Origin of the sequence: Streptomyces sp. NRRL S-920, assembly GCF_000717945.1 — a bacterium.
Taxonomy (GTDB): Bacteria; Actinomycetota; Actinomycetes; order Streptomycetales; family Streptomycetaceae; genus Streptomyces; species Streptomyces alboniger.
The window spans coordinates 75,269-93,804 of the sequence record NZ_JODF01000001.1 but is presented as its reverse complement, the minus strand read 5'-3'; the positions used below and the strand labels follow the sequence as shown (position 1 = coordinate 93,804).

Below are 18,536 nucleotides of genomic sequence, written 5' to 3'. Positions count from 1 at the left end.
TCTGATCCACCACTGAGCCCGGCCCAAGACACACGCCATCCAGTGCATCACCCCTACAGCTGGATCCACTCCTTGGCCGTGGTCACCTCTTCCAGCACCTCGGCGAGCGGTTCGACACCGAGTCCCGCTCCGGTGGGCACCTCGAGGTGACCGTCCGCAAGCTCGAACGGCTCGGTGACGTCGGTGGCGAAGTAGCGGCGCGAACCGGAGGTGTCGCCGGGCAGGGTGAAGCCGGGCAGTGCGGCCAGCGCGACGTTCGCGGCGCGGCCGATGCCGGTCTCCAGCATGCCTCCGCACCACACGGGGACGCCGTGGGCGACGCACACGTCGTGGATGGCCTTGGCCTCCAGGTAGCCGCCCACCCGGCCCGGCTTGATGTTGATGACGGAGGCGGCGCCCAGCGTGATGGCCGCCGCGGCGTCCTCGGCGGACTCGATCGACTCGTCCAGGCAGACAGGCGTACGCAGCTGCCTGGCGAGGGCGGCGTGCTGGACGAGGTCGTCATCGGCCAGCGGCTGCTCGACGAGGAGCAGGTCGAACGCGTCGAGCTTGGCCAGCTGCCGGGCGTCGGCCAGGGTGTAGGCGGCGTTGGCGTCGACCTGGAGGAGCAGGTCGTCGCCGAACCGCTCCCGTACCGCGCGGACCGGGGCGATGTCCCAGCCGGGCTCGATCTTGAGCTTGATGCGTACGTACCCCTCCTCGATGAAGCCGCCCACGGCGTCCAGGAGTTCAGGGATCGAGTCCATGATGCCGACCGAGACCCCGCACGGAACCCGCTCGCACTCGGCGCCGAGGTATGCGCCGAAGGGCTGCCCGGCGGCGCGGAGTTGGGCATCGAGGACGGCGGTCTCCAACGCCGCCTTGGCCATCTTGTGGCCCTTGAAGGGCTTCATGGCGCGCTTGGCGGTGTAGGCGTCCGTGTCGGCGGGCAGCGCGGGGATCAGGAAGCGGCGCAGCACGTCGGCCGCTCCGTCGACGTACTCGGAGCAGTAGCGCGGTTCGGACATCGCGACGCACTCGCCCCACCCCTCGTTGTCGGGTGTGACGACGCGTACGAGCAGGACATCGCGCGCGGTCTCGACGCCGAAGGAGGTTCTGAACGGTGCCCGCAGCGGCATCGCGATCCGGCGCAGTTCAATTCCGTTGATCTTCATGGTGCCTGTCTCCTGATGGGAACGGGGTTGACGCGGCGTCGCGCGCGACGACGTAGGAAGTCCGCTCGTGGAAGCCGGTGACGCGGGCGCCCTCGGCGAGCAGACCGCCGAGCACCTCCCGCATCGCGAGTCGCCACGCCTTGGCCGCGCCGGGGTCGGTGCGGCGCAGCCCCTCGATGTCCGGTGGCACCTCGACCAGCAGGGTCGAGGCGTCACCGCGGCCGACGACGGGCCGCCCGTTCCGCACCGACAGCGCGGTCGCGGCGTCGTCGGGGGCCGCGACGGGGCCGGGGCGCGATGCTGATGCGGCGGCGATCGCCGCGGGGCTGTTCAGCTCCCAGGAGACGAGTGCCCGGTCGGTGTCGTCGCCGCCGTTGATCACGTCGTCCATGGCCCCGTAGAAGCTGGTGAGGTACTCCACCGGGAGCCCTCCGAGCTTGGTCAGGTTGAAGTGGGCGTTGCGCCGCACCAGTGGGTCGTAGGTCCACGTGATCCGTCGCAGCCCGCGGTCCAGGGCCCACTGGCGCTGATGGAGTTTGAGGGCCAGGCCCGCCTGATGGCCGGGCAGCGCGCCGGTGACGTGCGAGTGCAGGGCCTCCCCGACGGGGGCCGCGAAGAAGGCGACGGACGCGCCGACCAGCCGGCCGTCGGCGAAGGCCCCGGCGACATAGTTGCCCGCGTGGGTGAGCGCCCGCATCTGTTCGACACCCATGGGGGAGCTGCCGGGGGCGCTGCCCCAGATTTCCTCGAACAGGGCGTTGGCGCCCTCAAGTTCGCGCAGTGTATGCAGCTCCCGTACGTCGAGGGTGCTCACCGGGTGACCTCCTGGACGAGGGCGGCGAGCAGCCGCGCGCGGGGGACCAGCTCGGCGACGACCACGTGTTCGTCGTCGGCGTGTGCCCCGCCGCCGACGGCACCCAGGCCGTCCAGGGTGGGGCAGCCGAGGCCGGCGGTGAAGTTCCCGTCGGACGCTCCGCCGACCGCGGCCGAGGACAGCGGGGCCAGGCCCTCGCGCTGAGCGAGGAGGCCGGCCCGGGTGAACAGGTCGGTGGAGGACGCCTCCTCAAGGGGCGGCCGGTTGGGCCCGCCGCGGACCTCCAGGCGGGCTCCGGGGACCGTGCTCTCCATGGCCCGGATAGCGCTGTCCACCCACTCCTGGGCCTTGAGGGAGGGGACACGGACGTCCACGTGGACCGTGGCCTCGGCGGGGACCGTATTGGTGGCCGACCCGGCCTTGACGACCGTAGGGACCACGGTGGTGTGCCACTTGTCGCGCACCTCGGCGTTGGCCCGGCGGGCGAGTGAGTCCAGGGCGAGGATCAGCTCTGCCGCCGCGATGGCCGCGTTGATTCCCTTCTCCGGTTCCAGACCGGAGTGGGCGGCCTTGCCGTGTACCACCAACTCGTAGGCGGAGGTGCCCTTGCGCGCGGTCTTGAGCGCACCGCCGTCCGCCGACGCCTCAAGGACGAAGGTGGCCGCGCACTGCCGCGCCGACTCCTCGATGAGGGCCCGGGAAGTGTCCGAACCGACCTCCTCGTCGCCGGTCACCAGCACGCAGATGCCCTCCAGAGAGGGCAGCGAGGCCAGGGCGTGGAACATCTGCACGAGACCGGCCTTCATGTCGAAGACCCCCGGTCCGCGCGCGATGCCGTCGGTCACCGACCACGGGTGGGTGGCCAGCGAACCCATGGGCCACACCGTGTCGTGGTGTCCGAGGAGGAGCACCCGGGGCGTCCCGAACGTCCATCTCAGATGCGTGACACCGTCGACGACGATGCGCTCGGGCGGGACGCCGAGGTGCCGGGCTCCCTGCGCGGCCACGACGTCCGCGCTGCGCGCCACCGCCGCCAGGTCCGAGGAGAAGGACTCGCACACCACGAGTTCCTCCAGGTCCGCGAGCATCGCGGCGAGCGGCTCCGCCGGCCGTACCGGCGTCGTCCCGTTCACCGGGCACCGCCCGGCCTGCCCAGCTGCTCGCGGAAGAGCCGGTGGACGTTGCCGCCGAGGACCGCGCCGATGTCCCGCTCGTCGAGGCCGCGCTTGAGCAGCGCCGCGGTGAGCGCGGGCAGCTCCGCCGGTCCGTCCAGACCTGTCAGCGAGGCGTCGAGGGCGACCCCGGTGTAGTCACCGCCGTCGCAGCACGGCGGGGTGATGTCCGCGGCGACCTCCCGCAGGAAGTCGGGGCCGATGCCTACGTGCTCGACTCCGACGAGCCCGATGACATGCTCGATGTGGTCGACGATCCGGTCAATGGTCTGCCGCTCCGGCTCGGCGGCCAGGAAGTCGGGGACGAAGTTGACGCAGATGACGCCGCCGGTGGCGGCGACGCCCCGGATCTGCTCGTCGGTCAGGTTCCGGTGGTGGTCGCGGAGCGCGCGCGCCGCTGAGTGCGAGGCGATCAGCGGCCGGGACGCCAGCTCCAGCACGTGCGCCACACCGGCCGCCCCCAGGTGCGAGATGTCGAACATGACCCCGAGGCGCTCCAGTTCACGCAGTGCCTCGACCCCGTCGCCGGTGAGCCTGGACCCGGTCGCGTCCTCGCCGCTGCCGTCGCCGAGCGCGGAACGTCCCCAGTGGGCGATCGAGGCCATTCGGACGCCGAGCCGGTGCAGCGTCCGGAACAGCTCCACGTCCGCGTCCACGCCGGGCGCGCTCTCCAGCGCGAGCACCAGGGCGATTTGCCCCTGCGCCAGCGCGGCGTCGATGTCGTCGCCGTCGAGGCACAGGCGTACGTGGTCGGGGTTGCCCTCGGCGACGGCGTGCGCGCACTCGATCATCCGCAGGGTGCGGCGCAGCGCCCCCTCGGGCCGGAACTGGTCGTCCACGAACACCGGCAGGACCTGGATGTCCACCCCGCCTTCGCGCAGTTGCGGGAGCCACCGCTCGCGGAAGAACTCCGCCCAGCGGTGCGGCGGCCGCTCCACCACCGACATGAGCAGATCGTTGTGCGTGTCGGCGACGACCGCGCGGTCGTGCAGATCTTCGGTCACCTGCGCCTCCTCCTCGGATACATGCCTGCGACGCTAGGCGAGTTCGAGGAGGCGGAGTTCGTCGTGGAACCCCAATGTCGACCAGGCTCTCCGTACCGTCGAACCACTCGCCCGGCGACGCTCCGTCCAACGAGTCGTCAGTGCCCGGCCTGGGGTTCCGGCACATATCGGCCGCCGAGGATTCGGATCCGCTGACGAAGCGCGCGGTGCCCCGGCGGCCAAGACTTCTCCGCATGCATACGGCAATGAAGAGCACCGCCGAGGCGGCGTGGGGCACACCGGCCCCGGGCGCGGTGCCCGACCGCGCGGAGGCCCTTCCTCGCCACCGAGGGAACCCGCACCGCACGTCTGTACGACGAGGCGGGCAAACGCATGGACCTCCAGGTCATCGCCGCCTGCACCGAGATCCTGCTGGTCGCAGGCGAGGCGCAGCGCATCATGCCGGTCCTCGACTCCACCTCCGCCCTCGCCGACCAGGCACTCGCCACGCTGCTGCCTCGCCCGTGAGGGCCGGGCGGACACAGAGGCGGCGCTGTGCCTCAGCGCTGCGCGACCGTTACGTCGCCGCCGCTGCTGCGGGCCTTGACCTTGTGCACCGAGCCCTTGTCGGTCTTCACGCCGACCTTGCGATCCCCACCCTTGGCCTGAGCCTGCACCGCGTACCGTCCGGCCGGCAGAGCAATACGTACACCGCCCCGCGTGATCCTTGAGAGTGACCTTGCCCCCGCGCGACGTGTGGGACGTCCTCGGCTTGTCGGCCGAATACATGATCTTCACGTGGTGCTGGACGACTTCTTGTGCTGCATGTTCTCCGGAGCCGTCTTCTCGGACCCGCGACCCCGCACCGTGACGGGACCCGGATAGGGAATTACGAAAGGAACGTGAAAGGAACTTACACATGCGCAGAGCGTGCCGTTAGTGTCCGGACAGCCGGCCCGCATCCGACGGGTTTCGGCTCATCCAACTGGGCACCCTGACGAAAGGGAGTGCAATGCGAAATTCCGGGAAGATTGCCAGGATCGCCATTGTGGCCGTCGGAATGGTCGGCGTACTGACTGTGTGCGGTCCGATGGCGCAGGCGGCTCCGACAGAGCACGTCACGCAGGTCAGCCGCGTGGCCGACTCGCCGTGGTCCGCGACCGTGGGCTTCAGCGGCAAAATCTCCGCTGTGCAGACCGGTTCCCTCGTGTTGGCCACCGCCAACGGAGACGTCACGTTCGACCTTACGCAGGGGCCCTACCGATCCGGCTCCCTACAAACAGGGCGCAACGCCTATATCTCGGCTCACGCGCAGAATGGCACCTGGGTAGCGACCGCCGTATTCACGTACCCGTAAATCGAGCGTTTTTCCCGCGGGATTAACTCCCGCGGAAGAGGCACCCGGCCGCGGCGGCCCGGGTGCCTGCTCTTGATCGGGGACGCTCGTGGTGAGGACAGCAGCGGCTCGGGGGACGTCGGTGGCGGCGGCTTCGATCTCGCCGCAGCCACGGCCGTCTTGGCCGTCGTCTCCGCAGGAGGAGTGGTCGTAGACGAGCGAGTGCTGGCCGGCGCGCCGATCTGGGCGAAGCCGCTGAAGTTCGCGCTCTCGATCGCGGTCTACTCCCTGACGCCGACCTGGATGCTCCAATTCCTCACCCGTGGAAACCGGTTGGGGTGGTGGGCCGGAGCCGTGATCGCGACGGGTGGCGTAATCGAGACGGGGATCATCACCGGCCAGGCCATCCGCGGCACGCGCAGCCACTTCAACTTCCGGACCCCGTTCGACTCCGCGGTCTACAAACATCATGGCCATGCCGATCACAGTCATGTGGCTCGCCACACTGATCGTCGCTGTGCTCCTGCTTCGCAGTACGATCGCGGCTCGATGCCGCTGACCGGCTGGTCCACGACCGGCGGTGACCTGCGGATACGGGTCCGTCCTGAGCGCGAGTCTCAGTTTGCGCAAGCCGGTGGTCCGCCTACTGGGTCGAGGACCGGCCCCGCACGCCGAAAGTGCTGCCCCCCTACCGCGCGGGGAAATGTCCCGAACCGGCGGAGGTTCCTAGCGCGATCCGTTCTGGTGCATCATCAGAAGCACGAAACGCCACCCCGGGTGCGACGCCGGGAGAAGAACCTGGGAACGGAACGTCACTTCTTCCGCGGACGCGGACGCGGACGGAACCCGCAGATGGAACTGATGTCCCTGCCGGTAGGCGACGACCCGGGGCTTCTCCTGCCAGATCCGCTCGCACTCGGGGGTGGCCAGGACGTGCTCCAGCAAGTCGTTGAGCACGGGGTCCGTCGGCCAGTTGACCAGTGCGAAGCGCAGCTGCCCCAGGTAGTGCTCGACGTGGTCGTGCCAGCCCATCAGCTGTTCACGGGCTTCCGGCGCGGTGAGCACCCAGCGGAGCAGGTTCGCGGAGGGCTCGGTCACCCAAGGGAAGTAGCGCGCCATGGGTGCGTTGTGACGGATGATGGTCCACGTGTGGTCGATCAGGTAAGCAGGCACGTCCTGAGGCCACTCGACAAGTTCCTCAAGCTCCTTCAGATCGGCTAATTCCGAGCTGCTCTCGACCGCGTAGGGGCGTGTCAGAGCCGAACCGCTCAACGCGTGGGCGTAGATCGCCATGCGTTCATCGCGGCCCAGCTGGAGGGTTTCGACGAGCCGGTCGAGGACATTCGGAGGCAGGGACACGTCGGCCCCGCTCTCCAGGGTTCGATACCAGCGCTCACTCACGCCCGTCTCGTGAGCGACTTCCTTCTGCGACAGCGCCTTACCCCGCCCCATCTGGAGCCCGGCCTCGAGTCGCCAGACACGCAACAGGCTCGGCAAGCCTCGAAACTTGCTTGACGAGTAAGCAGTCTTCATCCCGTCCGCCCCCATATGGACCCGTTCTCGAACATCTTCCCGTCTCCCCCGTCGCCCGGCCTCCGAAATCAATCCGACCCACAATATGCCAGCGCCTTCTCGGCACTCCGGGCCCTCGCGGCCCACCGCGTCACAGGAGGTACCGCCAGGCCGGCCGCCACCTGCACGGCAGCCAGGGCGGCCCAGGCGAGTGTGCCCCCGTGGACCAACTGGTTGATCAGCAGGGGGCCGATCACCTGCTGGGCACCGACACTCAGCCAGAAGAGCGCTATGTACGTGGCTTCCTGCCCCTCCCGGGCCAGTTGGTAGGAGATCCCCCACCCTCCGGCCGACTGGAACAGCTCGCTCGCCGTGAGGGCGGCGACGCCCAGCACGAGCAGACCTACCGCGGGTACGACGGAGAACGACGGTGTCGCCGCGAGGAGCAGGCACGCGACCGCCAGGCTGAAGCCCGACACGCGCATGAGCTTCGCGGCCTTGGTGAGGTCGCCGGCGCCCCGGCTCGCGCGTACCTGGAAGAGCACGGCGAGCGCGGTGTTGACCGCGAGCAGCACGGAGACCATCCATCGGGGGGCCGTCGTAGCCGTCGACACCCAGAGCGGCAGTCCCACGGTCAGCAGCGACAGATGCATGGCCAGCACCACGTTCAGTACGGCGATGGCGAGGAACGGCCGGTCGGTGAGGACCCGGGCCGACAACCTCCGCCCGAGGTCCGAGGGATCCGTGTCCTTGCCCGGCAGCAGTGGTATGCGTGCCGCCACCATGGCCAGCGTCATCAGCAGAGCGCCACTACAGAGCAGCACCGCCGTATAGGAAGCCCGGGTGTCGAGTGCCAGCGCGATGCTTCCTGAGAGGGCCCCGACCGAGTAGCCGGCGTTGCGCAGGGCTCCCATGACCGCCATGGTCCTCACCCGGTCCGCTTCCGGAACGGCCATGCCCACGAGCGCCTGGACGAGGGGCGCCATGGCCTTGTCGACGCACCCCATCAGGACGGCGACGACAAGGAAGCTCACGAAGCCGGGAACGAACGCGTAGATCACCATGCACAGAGCACGCCACACCGCCACGATCACGAGGAGGCGCCGGACGCCCCAGCGGTCGGCGAGCATCCCCGTCGGGAGCGTCGTCAGCAGCCCTGCCCCGGCCGCCAGCGCGAGGCCGGTGCTGACCTGGCCGACGGACAACCCCACGGCACCCGTCAGGAACAACACGGAGACCGAGAGGAACACACCGGTCCCCAGGGCGTCGATCAACGCCATTGCCGTGAGTTGGCGGCCGGCGGTGCCCTGGGGCAGTTTCTCGCGCCATCTGTCCATCCGGGTACTTTCGCGCGCGGTCTCCCCGTCGCCCTGCCGCACCTTCATCACACCGGTCCTTGCCCCTTGCGGCACACCAGCGTGCGACTGCGCTCACGCCGCAACCGGTAGTCCACGTCGATGAGTTGGCACTCCACTCCCCGCTCGGCCAGTTCCGCCAGAAGGAGATCGAGTTCCGGGTAGAACCGCCCCGAGGTGTCGGTGAGCGGATGAACCCGTACCTCGTCGCAGACCCGCAGCAGTTCGAGCAGGGCTGCGCGATGCCAGTCCCGGTCGAACAGGTTGGCGTACGTGAACAGGAGATTGGGAACGAGGCCGAGACGGAACTGGCCCTCACCGAAGGGGAGATCGGGCAGCGCGGCCGACAGATAGGGCCGGGGGCCGCCGCCGCTCCACGCCCGCTCGTAGTCGTCGAGGAAGGCGGTCGCGGCCGCGCGCCTCATACCGAGGTAGCCGTCGAGCCCGCCCGCCCAGGAGAGGTCGTAGAGCTGGGGAGCCTCACGCGCCCGCAGCTCCCCGATGTCCAGCTCGTCCAGCACGCGCCCCCGGAGTTCATCGGGTCGCCGGTCGTAGAGCGGGTCCACGCTCACGACCGACGCGCCGAGTCCGCGTGCCCGCAGGGCGAAGTCGCTCGCCCCCGCGGCGCAGTCGAGAACAGGCCCGACCAGCACGTCGTTCTCGGTGAGCCCGAACATCTCCAGGTACTCGGAGAAGTCACGCGAGGTGATCATTATCTTGTTCAGCGGTTCGAGCCGCGGTGCGGTGTCCGACATGTCGTCGCCCTTCGTCAAAACTCTGCCGGACTCTGCCGGCCGGCTTCCTGCGCTCAGCCGATCTCTTCTTGCGGACCTTCGACGAAGCGGATCTCGTCGCCCGGCTGGAGGCTGATGTCGCCCGCGGTCCAGAGTCGGTCGGAGTCGATGAGGATGTTGTAGTGGTTCGGGTAATGACACTCGTCGAACCCCGCGAGGGTGCCTATCCGGTGGTCGGCCCGGCCGGCCTGGCGGACCCATACCTCGTCGCCCCGGCAGAGCATGGCCGGGTCCTGGAACTCGACGAAGCCGAGGAAGCCTGCCCGGTCCACCCTGTCGCCCGCGGCGCTGGGCCGGTCGGTCGTGGTGACCAGTTCGTGGATCTGACCAGCGGGGATGGCGCGGGAGCCCCATGGGGAGAGGGTCATGCCCCGCTTCTCGGTGACGTGGAACAGGAGCCGGACCACCTTGGTGGAGACCGGGTTCTTGGACGACATGCGCAGCCTGGTGTGCTTCGCCCGTCCGACGCGGTACGCCTCCTCGACGAGGGCGACGATGTCCGGGCCCGGGTCCTGGTAGGCGGCGGACCCGGCGGCGACCGCGCCTCGGAAGTCGGCGAGGATGCCGTCGTACTCGTGGCTGAGGGAGGCCTTGAAGCCGTCGTAACCGCCGAGCATGTCGGCGTGGAGCACCTCGCCGTCGCGCAGCTCGACCGTGACGTCCTTCACCTCACCGGTGGGCAGGGCCCAGTCCAGCTCCACCCGTACCGGGACCCCCTCGGCGCTCTTCAGGTCCAGCTCGGCACAGAACTCCGCGCCCATGCGGACGTCACCGATGCTCGCGTCCGTCAGGGTCAGGTCGCCCACAAGGAAGCGCGCCTCGTCCAGCGCGTTGGGGCCGTTGTCGATGACGCAGCCACCGCCGCACTGTTCGGGCTGGAGGTACCAGCCCTCACCGCCCATGTGCTCGGTGATGTTCTCGTGGTAGCGGACCACGACGCGGGACACTTCGGCCGGATCCTCGGGGAGCCGCTTCCTCAGCGCCAAGAGGTTGGTGTTGTAGCGGCGGTGGAAGGCGGTGAAGAGAACGCCGTTGTTGCGGCGTGCGGCGCGGGTCATGCGCGCTGCCTCCGCCGTGGTGACGGCGAGAGGCTTCTCGCAGCAGACGGCGAGCCCGGCGTCGAGCGCGGCTTCCGCCGCCTCGGCGTGCAGGTGATTGGGCAAGGTGATGACGACGGCGTCGCAGACGCCCGCGGCCAGCAGATCCTGGTAGCGGGCGAAGGCCGCCACCCCGCGCGCGGCGAACGGCTCGGTCTTGGCCGAGGCCGTGTCACAGACGGCCGCGAGCGTCACTTCGCCGGACCGTTCGACGGCCTCGATGAAGAAGGGTGATATCGCACCGAGACCAATGATTCCGAGCTTCATCGAGACGGTTCCTTCCGCAGGTGTGGGACCTGCCGCCGCCCCCGGCCCACCTCGGCGCCGAAGCGCAGCACGAGGTCGCGGCAGCGGGTCGCGTAACGTTCCAGGTCCTTCAGATCGACGTGTTCGTCCGGTGTGTGCGCGCCGTTGCCGTCCAGCGTCCCGGGGCCCGAGGCGACCACGTACCGGCCCGGCCCCGCGGCCCAGATGGCGTCGCAGGTGAAGGCGGTGCCGTCCGCCACGCCGTCGTGCCGTGGCAGACCTGCCGCGGCCAGTACGCCTTCCATCACCGGGTCCCGGTTCGACAGGGGTGGCAGGCCACGCTTGAGCCAGTCCAGCCGTACGACGCTGTTCCAGTCCGCTGCCAGCCGACGGACCACCGGATTGTCGGGGAAGCGTCGCCGCAGCTCTTCTCCGGCGGCAAGGGCCGTCTCCTCCACGGCGAGGCCGAGTTCCTGCGCCGCCGCGTTGTCGTAGTAGGCGATGTTCAGCAGCAGCTGGCCGGACCCGTAAACCCTGTTGTGCGACGTGCCCGTCCGCAGCCCGGCGACACAGAGCTTCGCCCCGAGCTTCTCCGCCACCGGCGCGAGCCGTTCGGTGAGAAAGCAGGCCAGCAGGGACAGGGCGACAGTGGCGTTGTGCCCGTCGTACGGGTGATCGTCGGTGCTGTCCGCGCCGGTGACCGTCCATCGCGGCGTCATCGCGGCGCTACAGGCGTCGAGGGAACGGCCGCCGGTGGGTTCGGCGAAGACCATGAGCCGGCCCACGACACCGGACTCCACGAGCCACCGGGTGCCGTAGACGCCCATGGCGCCGCCCTCCTCGCCCGGCACGCTGGCTATCTGGACCTCGATGTCCCCGGCGAGTGACGGGTCATGGGCGAACGCGGCGGCGACCCCCAGGAGCGCGGCGACGCCCGGCCCCTTGTCGTCGACCGCTCCCCTGCCGTGCAGGGTGCGGGCATCGAGTCGCGGAGGAACGTGGGGGCCCACGGTGTCCATGTGGAAGTTGAACACCAGGCGCCGTTCGGGGGGCTGGGGGTCTCCCATCCCGACCACCACGGAGGGCTGTGCGTCGAGGAAGCGTTCCGGCGCCTCGGCGAGTGCCGCGTGCACCTGGGCGGGTACGCCGGGTTGGTGCAGGAAGTCGGGCGGCGGGGAGCTGAGTTGCCTGAGGGCCAGACCGCGCCGGGCCGCCCCGGCGACGAAGACGCTCTGGGCACGGACGATGCCCATCGGGTCACCGCCCTCGAAGGGGGAGACCGTGTCCTGCCTCATCAGCTCCATGAGCCAGTCCAGGTCGCGGCCGGTGAAGGACACCGGGTCGAGACCCTGCTCGGCGGGGCCGCCGTGATGGAGGGGGGTGTTCCCGCCCCGTGAGCGGGTGACCAGCTCCCGGAACCGGCGGCCGTACGCGCTGTAGGCCGAGGCCAGCTTGTCCGGCTCGCCCGCCACCCCGAGATGGGGAATGAGCGCGACGTGCGGCTCGATGCTGTACCACCCCTGGTAACCGGCCTCCTCCAAGGCGTGTACGCAGTCGAGCACACTCGCCGTGCCCTCGCCGGGCATGCCGAACACGGCGTTGCCCCCCTCGTCCCTGACACCGTCCTTGATGTGCACGTGGTCGATCCACGGCAGGACTTCCCGGAGGAACGGCAGCGTTTCGTACCCGTATGCGAGCCCGTTGCCCGTGTCGAACAGGAGGCGCAGCGCGGGACTGTCGACCTCGGTGATCAGCTCGACCGTGTGCGGCGCGCTGCGGCTCGCCCAGCCATGGCAGTTCTCGTGCAGCAGTACGGCACCGAAGTCGGCTGCCCTGCGGGTCAGTTCCCGCATGCGGCGCAGCGCCTCGGCCCGCCACCGCGGCTCGTCCAGATCGGTGTTGGGGTAGGACATCACCCGCAGCCGGGAGCAGCCGAGCAGCTCGGCCCGCCGCAAGGCCCGCTCCAGCAGGTCGAGTTCCTTGGCGAAGTCGACCGAGATGTCGACCGCCCAGCTTCCCAGCGGTGTGTCGAGGACGGGGACCTCCAGTCCGGCCTCACCCAGCCGATCGGCTATGGCGCGCACGGCGTCCTCGGGCAGGTCGTGAACGCCCACCGCGTCGACCGTGCGCAGCTCCAGACCCGTGAATCCCAGCTCGCTGTGGATGCGGATCTGCCCGGCGAGGTCAATGGCCGCCTCGTCGCCGATACCGCAGAGCCGTCCGCTCCCGATCCCGCCGCTCATCCGGTGGCGCCGAACTCGACGACGAGGTCCGCGACCTGGCCGACGGTCTCCGGGGACAGGCCCGGGTACAACGGCAGGACCAGCGTCTCGGCCGCGAGCCGCTCGGCGACCGGGTACTCCGCTGTGACCACGGCGAGCCGCCGTACGGAGGGGTCCCTGTGCAGGGCGACGGGCCGGGGGCGGGCCGTTTCCACGGAGCGCGCCGCGAGGTGGTGTTGCAGTGCGTCCCTTCGCGCGGTACGGATCAGGAATCCGTCCGCGGCGGCGCTGCGGCCTTCGGAGACGGTCCGCACGTCCTGGAGCGGACGGAGGCTGTCGGCGTACCTCCCGGCCAGCGACGCCTGTTCCTTGTGCAGCAGGTCGAGTTCCGGCAGGCGGCGCAGCAGGAACGCGGCACACAGCTCGTCCATACGCGAGTTGTAGCCGATGTGGTGGTAGAGGAAGCGGGTCCGCAGGTCCTGACCGTGGTTGCGCAGCGTACGGCACAGCTCGCTGACGCGGCTGTCATCGGTGAGGATCACGGCCGCGTCGCCGATGCCGCCGAGCACGCCTTCCGGGCGGAGGGCGAGGACTCGTGTGAGGTTGCCGGCCATCGGGCTCACCCGCGTCTCACTCCGGGTACCGAGCAGTTCGATCACGGGGATGCCGAGCCGGCCGGCCGCGTCGGTCAGGGGGCGGCCCGCGGCGATGGTCAGCACCGCGCGCGTGGCCGGGGAGAAGGCGTTCTCGACGAGAGCGGTGTTCAGGGCGCCGTCGTCCTCTTCGACGTCGACCAGCACCGGGCGGGCCCCCGCCGACACCACCGCGCTGAGCACCGGCCATTCCGCCCAGGCGGGCACCAGCACCTCGTCACCGGGCCCGATGTCCAGTGCGCGGAGCACCAAAAGCAGTCCGCCCGTGGTGTTGGCACAGGCCACGGCGTGTGCCGCGCCGAGGCGGGCCGCGAGGCCGGCCTCGACCGCCGCGACGCGGCCTTTCAGGATGAACTCGTCGGCGCCCGCGATCTCCTCGACCACCTCGACGATGTCGTCGGCAAGCAGCGCGTACCGCTGGGCCGTTCCGTGCAGCGGTACGGACATGGCTCTCTCCTCGGTGGGTGTCGATACGTGCGTCATCGCCGGGTTCCGCGGTGGAATTCGTGTACGAGGTCACAGACCCTGTCGACCTGGGCCTCGGTGAGGTCGGGGTAGAGCGGCAGTGCCAAGGCCCGCTCGGCGGCGGCTTCGGCGACGGGGACGGGGACCCGGGTTCCGGGCCGGCCCCGGAAGCAGGGCTGGGCGGTCAGCGGGCGCGGATAGTACGTCTCCGTGCCGACCCCGTTCTCCTGGAGGAAGCCGACCAGTTCGTCCCGGCGCTCGGTCTCGATCAGGTACACGTACCAGACGAGGTTGGACGGTTCCCGCGCGTCCGCCCGTACGGGTGTGGTGACGACGGGGGCCAGCGGAGCGAGTCGGGCGGTGTAGCGCGCGGACAGTTCGGCTCGGCGCGAGATGTCCGCGTCGAGGCTTTGGAGCCGGGTGAGGAGCACCGCGGCCTGTAGTTCGTCGCAGCGGCTGTCCATGCCGATCAGCGTGGGCCCGTCGCCCTGGACGGCGGGGCCGGGTCGACGGAGGTGTGTTGCCCGCCGGGCCAGCTCCTCGTCGTCGGTGATCAGCATCCCGGCGTCGCCGAGAGCGCCCAGGGTCTTGGTGGGAAAGAAGGAGAGCACGCCCGCACGGCCCCAGAGCCCGGCGTGCGTGTCCCCGACGCGCATACCGATCGCCTCCGCGCTGTCCTCGAAGAAGTCGAGGCCGTGCTCGTACGCGATCTCGCGAAGTGTGTGCAGGTCCGCGGCCTGGTGGAAGAGGTGCACGGCCATGATGGCCTTGGTGTTCGGGCCGATCGCCGCCCGCACGGAGTCGGGGTTCAGGGCGTAGGAGTCGGGGAGCACGTCCGCGAAGACAGGCTCTGCGCCCGCATGCACGACGCAGGAGGCGGTGGCGAGGAAGGTGTAGGCCGGCACGATCACCTCGTCGCCCGCGCCGATTCCCGCCGCCTTCATCATCAGGATCAGGGCGTCGGAGGCGTTGTTGCAGGCGACGGCGTACCGGGCTCCGGTGTACGCGCTGACGGCCTCCTCCAGTTCGGCGACAGCGGGGCCGTCGACGAAGTGGCCCGATTCCGCGATCCGCCGGACCCGGGCGGAGAGCCCCTCGCGTGTCGCGTGCAGGCCGACGGCACCCGAAAAGAACGGAACGCTTGGGTCCTTCAGCATGATTCAGCCTCTCTCGACCTGTGCGGGACAGGGGTTTTACTTGCGGCGCCCCGGGTGTGCGCCGCGGTGTTCGCGGCGTCCAGCAGATCCATCGCGGCCAGGTGCAGGGCCGGGTCCGTGCCCGGCGGTCGCGGGCCTTCGCCCAGGTGGAACCGGTACGCGTCCTCGATCAGCCGTGTCAGGGGGGCGTCGGGGATGATGCGCCGTGACTCCTCGCCCACTATCTGGAGCTGGCCGTACGGGTCGTCACCGCCCGTGGGGTAGTGCGCCACGATCTCGCCCTCGGTCCCCGTCAGCCTGAGGCGGCGCATACGGACCGGTGACGTCAGGTCGCTCACCAGCGTGCTGGTGACCTCCGCGTCTTCGGGGCCGCCGTGCACGAGGTCGACCCGGGCCCCGCCGAGCGCCGGCACCAGGACGTCGGGCAGGGGCAGGGGCCAGGTGTCGCCGGCCGTCAGCCGGCAGGGCGTGCCGAACAGGTGGAGCGCGAGCAGGACTTGATGAGGCATCTCGACCTGTAGTGCGCTGCTGTGGGCGGCGTCGTCGAGGCCGCGGCGGAAGCGCGGCTTGTGCTGCTCGATCCGCAGGGAGCGCGGCTGTCCGACGCGCCCCGCGCGCAGCAGCGCGACAAGTTCCTGTGTCACCGCGCTTGACGGCCACACGCTCATGGGAATGAGCTGGGCGCCCGCGGAGTCGGCCAGCGCGAGCATTTGACGCGCCTCGTTCGCGCCGGGTGCCAGGGGCTTCTCGACGATGAACCGCCGGGCGCCCGCGGCCAGTAGCTGCCGCAGGGCGGGCAGGCGTTGCCCGGCCGGCGTGGTCAGGTGGAACACGCCGCGGTCCGGTTCGGGCAGCGCGGCGACGGCGGCCGCGAGATCCGGTGCCCACTGGGCATCGTGCGGCAGGTCGTCGCGGTGCGCCGGGTCCACCACGAGGACCTGCCCGGTGGTGAGGGCGCCCTTCTCGGCGAGGGTCCGCAAGCTGTGATGGTGCAGGTCACGGCCGGCGCGGCCGTAGCCCACGAGCACGGGCACCAGTGAGCGGGCCGGGTGGCGCACCGTCACAGGTGAAACACCCCGTCGCCCACGACCGCTCTGTTCCAGGCGTCCAGCACGAGTGGTGCGGCGTACCACAGGGGGCGGTGGGTGAACTCGTCGTGCAGCGTGGTCAGCACGAGGCAGTCGTGCTCCAGAACCACCGAGCGCTCCCATCCCACGCGCGGCACGGGTTCGCCGTCGGCGGTGAATTCGGGGACGTACGGGTCCACGTAGCTGACTTCGGCACCCTGGCGTCGCAGTTCTTTCGCGATGTCCCGCGCCGGGGAGTTGCGGGTGTCGGACACCTCGGGCTTGTAGGAGACGCCGACGATCAGGACCTTGCTGCCGTACAGCTTCTTCCCCACGTCGTTGAGGAGTTGTTCCGCCCGGTCGACGACCTGCTGGGGGCGGTGCAGCATGCGTCGATGGGCCGCGTCGATCAGGGGGACCTCGCGGCCGTGTTTCGCGGCCACCGACTTGAGGAAGAGCGGGTCGACGGCGATGCATTCGCCGCCGATGCCGGGGCCGGGATGATGCGCGAGGAAGCCGTACGGTTTCGTCGCCGCGGCATCGATCACCTCGCGGACGGGGATGCCGAGGCTCTTGCACAGGTCGGCCAGGTCGTAGGTGAGGGCGATATTGACCAGCCGGAAGGTGTTCTCGAAGACCTTGGCCGTCTCGGCGATCTCCAGGGTCTTCACCGGTACGACGGTCTGGCACACCGATTCCAGCAGCTGCCGGGCCTGACGCGTGCTCTCCTCGTTCAGTCCGCCGACCAGCTTGGGTGTGTTGGCCAGGGTCCAGCCGTCACGGTTGGCCGGATTGATCCGCTCGGGGGCGTTGGCCACGAAGAAGTCGGTTCCGGCCGTGAGACCCGACTTCTCGGCGAGGAACGCGGCCGCCGCGGCGGTGGTCCCCGGCGGGACGGTGGACTGGAGGATGACCAGCATCCCGGGCCGCAGCAGGCCGGCCAGCGTGTCCAGGGCTCCCTGGAGGATGCTCAGGTCGGGTTCACCGTCGGGCCCGACCGGCGTAGGGACGCAGACGACGATCGCGTCCGTCTCCGCGAGGTCCGCGCTGCTGCCGGTCGCGGAGAGGGCCGCGGACGTCGCGGCCACGCTCTCGTCCGGGATGTCGGTGAGGTAGGACCTGCCCGCGCGCAGCGCCGCGAGCTTGTCGCCGTCGATGTCGTAACCGGTGACCGGGTGGCCGGCCTCGGCGAAACCGATCGCCATCGGCAGGCCGGTGTAGCCGAGACCCATGATGCCGACATGTTTGCGCCTGCTGGGCAGGGTGGGACTGCTCTGCGTCATCTTTCCCCCGTGATGAGGATGCGGAAGGGTGGCTGTGCGGGGACCGTGGGGCGATCCGCGACCGGGTGACGGCTCCTCGCCCTGATCCCGGTCGAGGTCGCCTGGACTACGGCCTGTCCGGCTGAGTGCCGTCCACGAGCGCGTGGAAGCGTTCGCGGTTGGCCCGGTCGAGACGGGAGAAGGTCTCGGCGAGTTCGCCGTGGACGCCTCTGGTCAGAAAGCGGGCGTAGACGAGGCCGTCCTCGTACTGACAGCCGCGGAGTGTCTTGACCCGGTGCGCCGATTTGCCGAAGTGCACCCGTTCGCAGCCGAGTTCGATGGCACGCTTGAGGGGCTCGACGTAGCCCACGTTGATGTAGATCCGGGAGTCGTCCGACACATCGTCGTCGCGTCCGTAGCGCAGGACGTGCAGCGTGCCGTGGCCGTACATGCTCATCGAGTAGCCGATGAGGTCCCGGCCGGAGCGCACGCCGATGAAGCTGCGGTCCCGCACCAGCCGTTCGAAGCGCTCGAAGGACTCGCGGGTGAACTCCACCGCCGGCCTGCCGTACCGCTCCATCAGGGCGCGGTGCTGGTCCGCGAGCACGGCGGCGGCCGGGCCCAGATCCGCGATCTCCAACGCTTCGAGGCCGCTGCGTTCGAAGTGGTTGATGTCGTTGCGGAAGCGTTTCCGCGGGCCGCGGGGCAGACCGGCGGTGAGGAACTCGTCGATGTCACCACCGGAGACCGGGAGGTAGAAGTCGCCCTCGTAGAAGGCGGAAGCGAAGCCGGCCTCGGTCAGGCTCTCGCAGAGGTTCTTGTCCGAGCCGAGCACGAAGGGCAGGACGACGGCTTCGAGTCCCGCCTGCCCGGCCCACTCCACGATCTCCTCCAGGAAGGCCGGGATCGCCGACGGCCGCGTGGCGAAGACGCGGGAGCGCAGCCTGACCGGGACGCCCAGGACGAGGTGCGAGGTCCACCGTGCGAACGTCCCCGCGGTCCCGGCACCGGCGAAGTCGTCGAGGTGGAAGGTGAGCGGAATCGATTCACGGTATACGTGCCCGGTGGTGAACTCGGTCAGCTTCCCGCTGCTGTCGCGCGCGTAGAAGTAGAGCACCCGGGCGCGGGTTCCGTGCTCCTCCTCTACGAACGAGAGGTACTGCTTCCCGAAGAGACAGTCGGCGGCGATCTCGTCCAGCTCCTGCTCGGAGAAGTCCTCGATCGACTCTGTAACGCGCATTCTCAGC

The 18,536-nt window shown here is 69.9% G+C and carries 15 protein-coding genes; 1 reads left to right on the top strand and 14 read right to left on the bottom strand.

What is annotated here, in order from left to right; genetic code table 11:
* Window positions 1-53: 53 nt before the first annotated feature.
* From menC to IG54_RS0100325, 4 genes are read right to left on the bottom strand one after another with little or no spacing between them, the layout of a single operon-like run.
* A complete protein-coding gene (gene menC / locus IG54_RS0100340) occupies window positions 54-1,154 on the bottom strand; it encodes an o-succinylbenzoate synthase (protein ID WP_030775546.1) in 1,101 nt (366 codons plus the stop codon).
* Window positions 1,135-1,968: a hypothetical protein gene (locus IG54_RS0100335; RefSeq protein WP_051819161.1), complete on the bottom strand. Its 834-nt coding sequence runs from the start codon at window positions 1,966-1,968 to the stop codon at window positions 1,135-1,137. Before IG54_RS0100335 ends, menC begins: the two co-directional genes overlap by 20 nt.
* On the bottom strand, window positions 1,965-3,056 hold the full coding sequence (locus IG54_RS0100330; protein WP_030775540.1) for a M20 family metallopeptidase: 1,092 nt from the start codon (window positions 3,054-3,056) through the stop codon (window positions 1,965-1,967). The genes IG54_RS0100335 and IG54_RS0100330 overlap by 4 nt, the downstream gene beginning before the upstream one ends.
* A gap of 41 nt (window positions 3,057-3,097) precedes the next feature.
* Window positions 3,098-4,144: a dipeptidase gene (locus IG54_RS0100325; protein WP_030775537.1), complete on the bottom strand. Its 1,047-nt coding sequence runs from the start codon at window positions 4,142-4,144 to the stop codon at window positions 3,098-3,100.
* A 372-nt stretch (window positions 4,145-4,516) separates the two neighbouring features.
* Here IG54_RS0100325 and IG54_RS43410 point away from each other — a divergent pair, with 372 nt between their 5' ends.
* Complete coding sequence (locus IG54_RS43410; RefSeq protein WP_267883620.1) at window positions 4,517-4,651, top strand: hypothetical protein; 135 nt, start codon at window positions 4,517-4,519, stop codon at window positions 4,649-4,651.
* A gap of 1,534 nt (window positions 4,652-6,185) precedes the next feature.
* On the opposite strand, the gene IG54_RS0100305 is transcribed toward IG54_RS43410, so the two are convergent.
* The 10 genes from IG54_RS0100305 to IG54_RS0100255 form a co-directional block, all read right to left on the bottom strand.
* Complete coding sequence (locus IG54_RS0100305; protein WP_051819160.1) at window positions 6,186-6,956, bottom strand: helix-turn-helix transcriptional regulator; 771 nt, start codon at window positions 6,954-6,956, stop codon at window positions 6,186-6,188.
* Window positions 6,957-7,060: 104 nt separating this feature from the next.
* Window positions 7,061-8,308, bottom strand: coding sequence for an MFS transporter (locus IG54_RS0100300; RefSeq protein ID WP_063756174.1), 1,248 nt, complete (start codon window positions 8,306-8,308; stop codon window positions 7,061-7,063).
* A 47-nt stretch (window positions 8,309-8,355) separates the two neighbouring features.
* Entirely contained in the window at window positions 8,356-9,081 is a 726-nt protein-coding gene (locus tag IG54_RS0100295; RefSeq protein WP_158708757.1) for a hypothetical protein, read from the bottom strand.
* Window positions 9,082-9,134: 53 nt separating this feature from the next.
* The gene (locus IG54_RS0100290; RefSeq protein WP_030775523.1) at window positions 9,135-10,484 is read right to left on the bottom strand and encodes a Gfo/Idh/MocA family protein; all 1,350 of its coding nucleotides are present in this window, start codon (window positions 10,482-10,484) and stop codon (window positions 9,135-9,137) included.
* The gene (locus IG54_RS42405) at window positions 10,481-12,706 is read right to left on the bottom strand and encodes a M20/M25/M40 family metallo-hydrolase (protein WP_199809473.1); all 2,226 of its coding nucleotides are present in this window, start codon (window positions 12,704-12,706) and stop codon (window positions 10,481-10,483) included. Before IG54_RS42405 ends, IG54_RS0100290 begins: the two co-directional genes overlap by 4 nt.
* Window positions 12,703-13,785: a DegT/DnrJ/EryC1/StrS family aminotransferase gene (locus IG54_RS0100275; RefSeq protein WP_030775518.1), complete on the bottom strand. Its 1,083-nt coding sequence runs from the start codon at window positions 13,783-13,785 to the stop codon at window positions 12,703-12,705. Before IG54_RS0100275 ends, IG54_RS42405 begins: the two co-directional genes overlap by 4 nt.
* A 32-nt stretch (window positions 13,786-13,817) precedes the next feature.
* Entirely contained in the window at window positions 13,818-14,960 is a 1,143-nt protein-coding gene (locus IG54_RS0100270) for a DegT/DnrJ/EryC1/StrS family aminotransferase (protein WP_030775515.1), read from the bottom strand.
* Window positions 14,954-16,024 carry a Gfo/Idh/MocA family protein gene (locus IG54_RS0100265; RefSeq protein ID WP_030775512.1) on the bottom strand — a complete coding sequence of 357 codons (1,071 nt, stop codon included), beginning with the start codon at window positions 16,022-16,024 and terminating at the stop codon, window positions 14,954-14,956. The genes IG54_RS0100270 and IG54_RS0100265 overlap by 7 nt, the downstream gene beginning before the upstream one ends.
* Complete coding sequence (locus tag IG54_RS0100260; protein WP_051819157.1) at window positions 16,021-17,310, bottom strand: nucleotide sugar dehydrogenase; 1,290 nt, start codon at window positions 17,308-17,310, stop codon at window positions 16,021-16,023. Before IG54_RS0100260 ends, IG54_RS0100265 begins: the two co-directional genes overlap by 4 nt.
* A 106-nt stretch (window positions 17,311-17,416) precedes the next feature.
* On the bottom strand, window positions 17,417-18,529 hold the full coding sequence (locus IG54_RS0100255) for a GNAT family N-acetyltransferase (RefSeq protein WP_030775506.1): 1,113 nt from the start codon (window positions 18,527-18,529) through the stop codon (window positions 17,417-17,419).
* Between the last annotated feature and the right edge of the window lie 7 nt (window positions 18,530-18,536).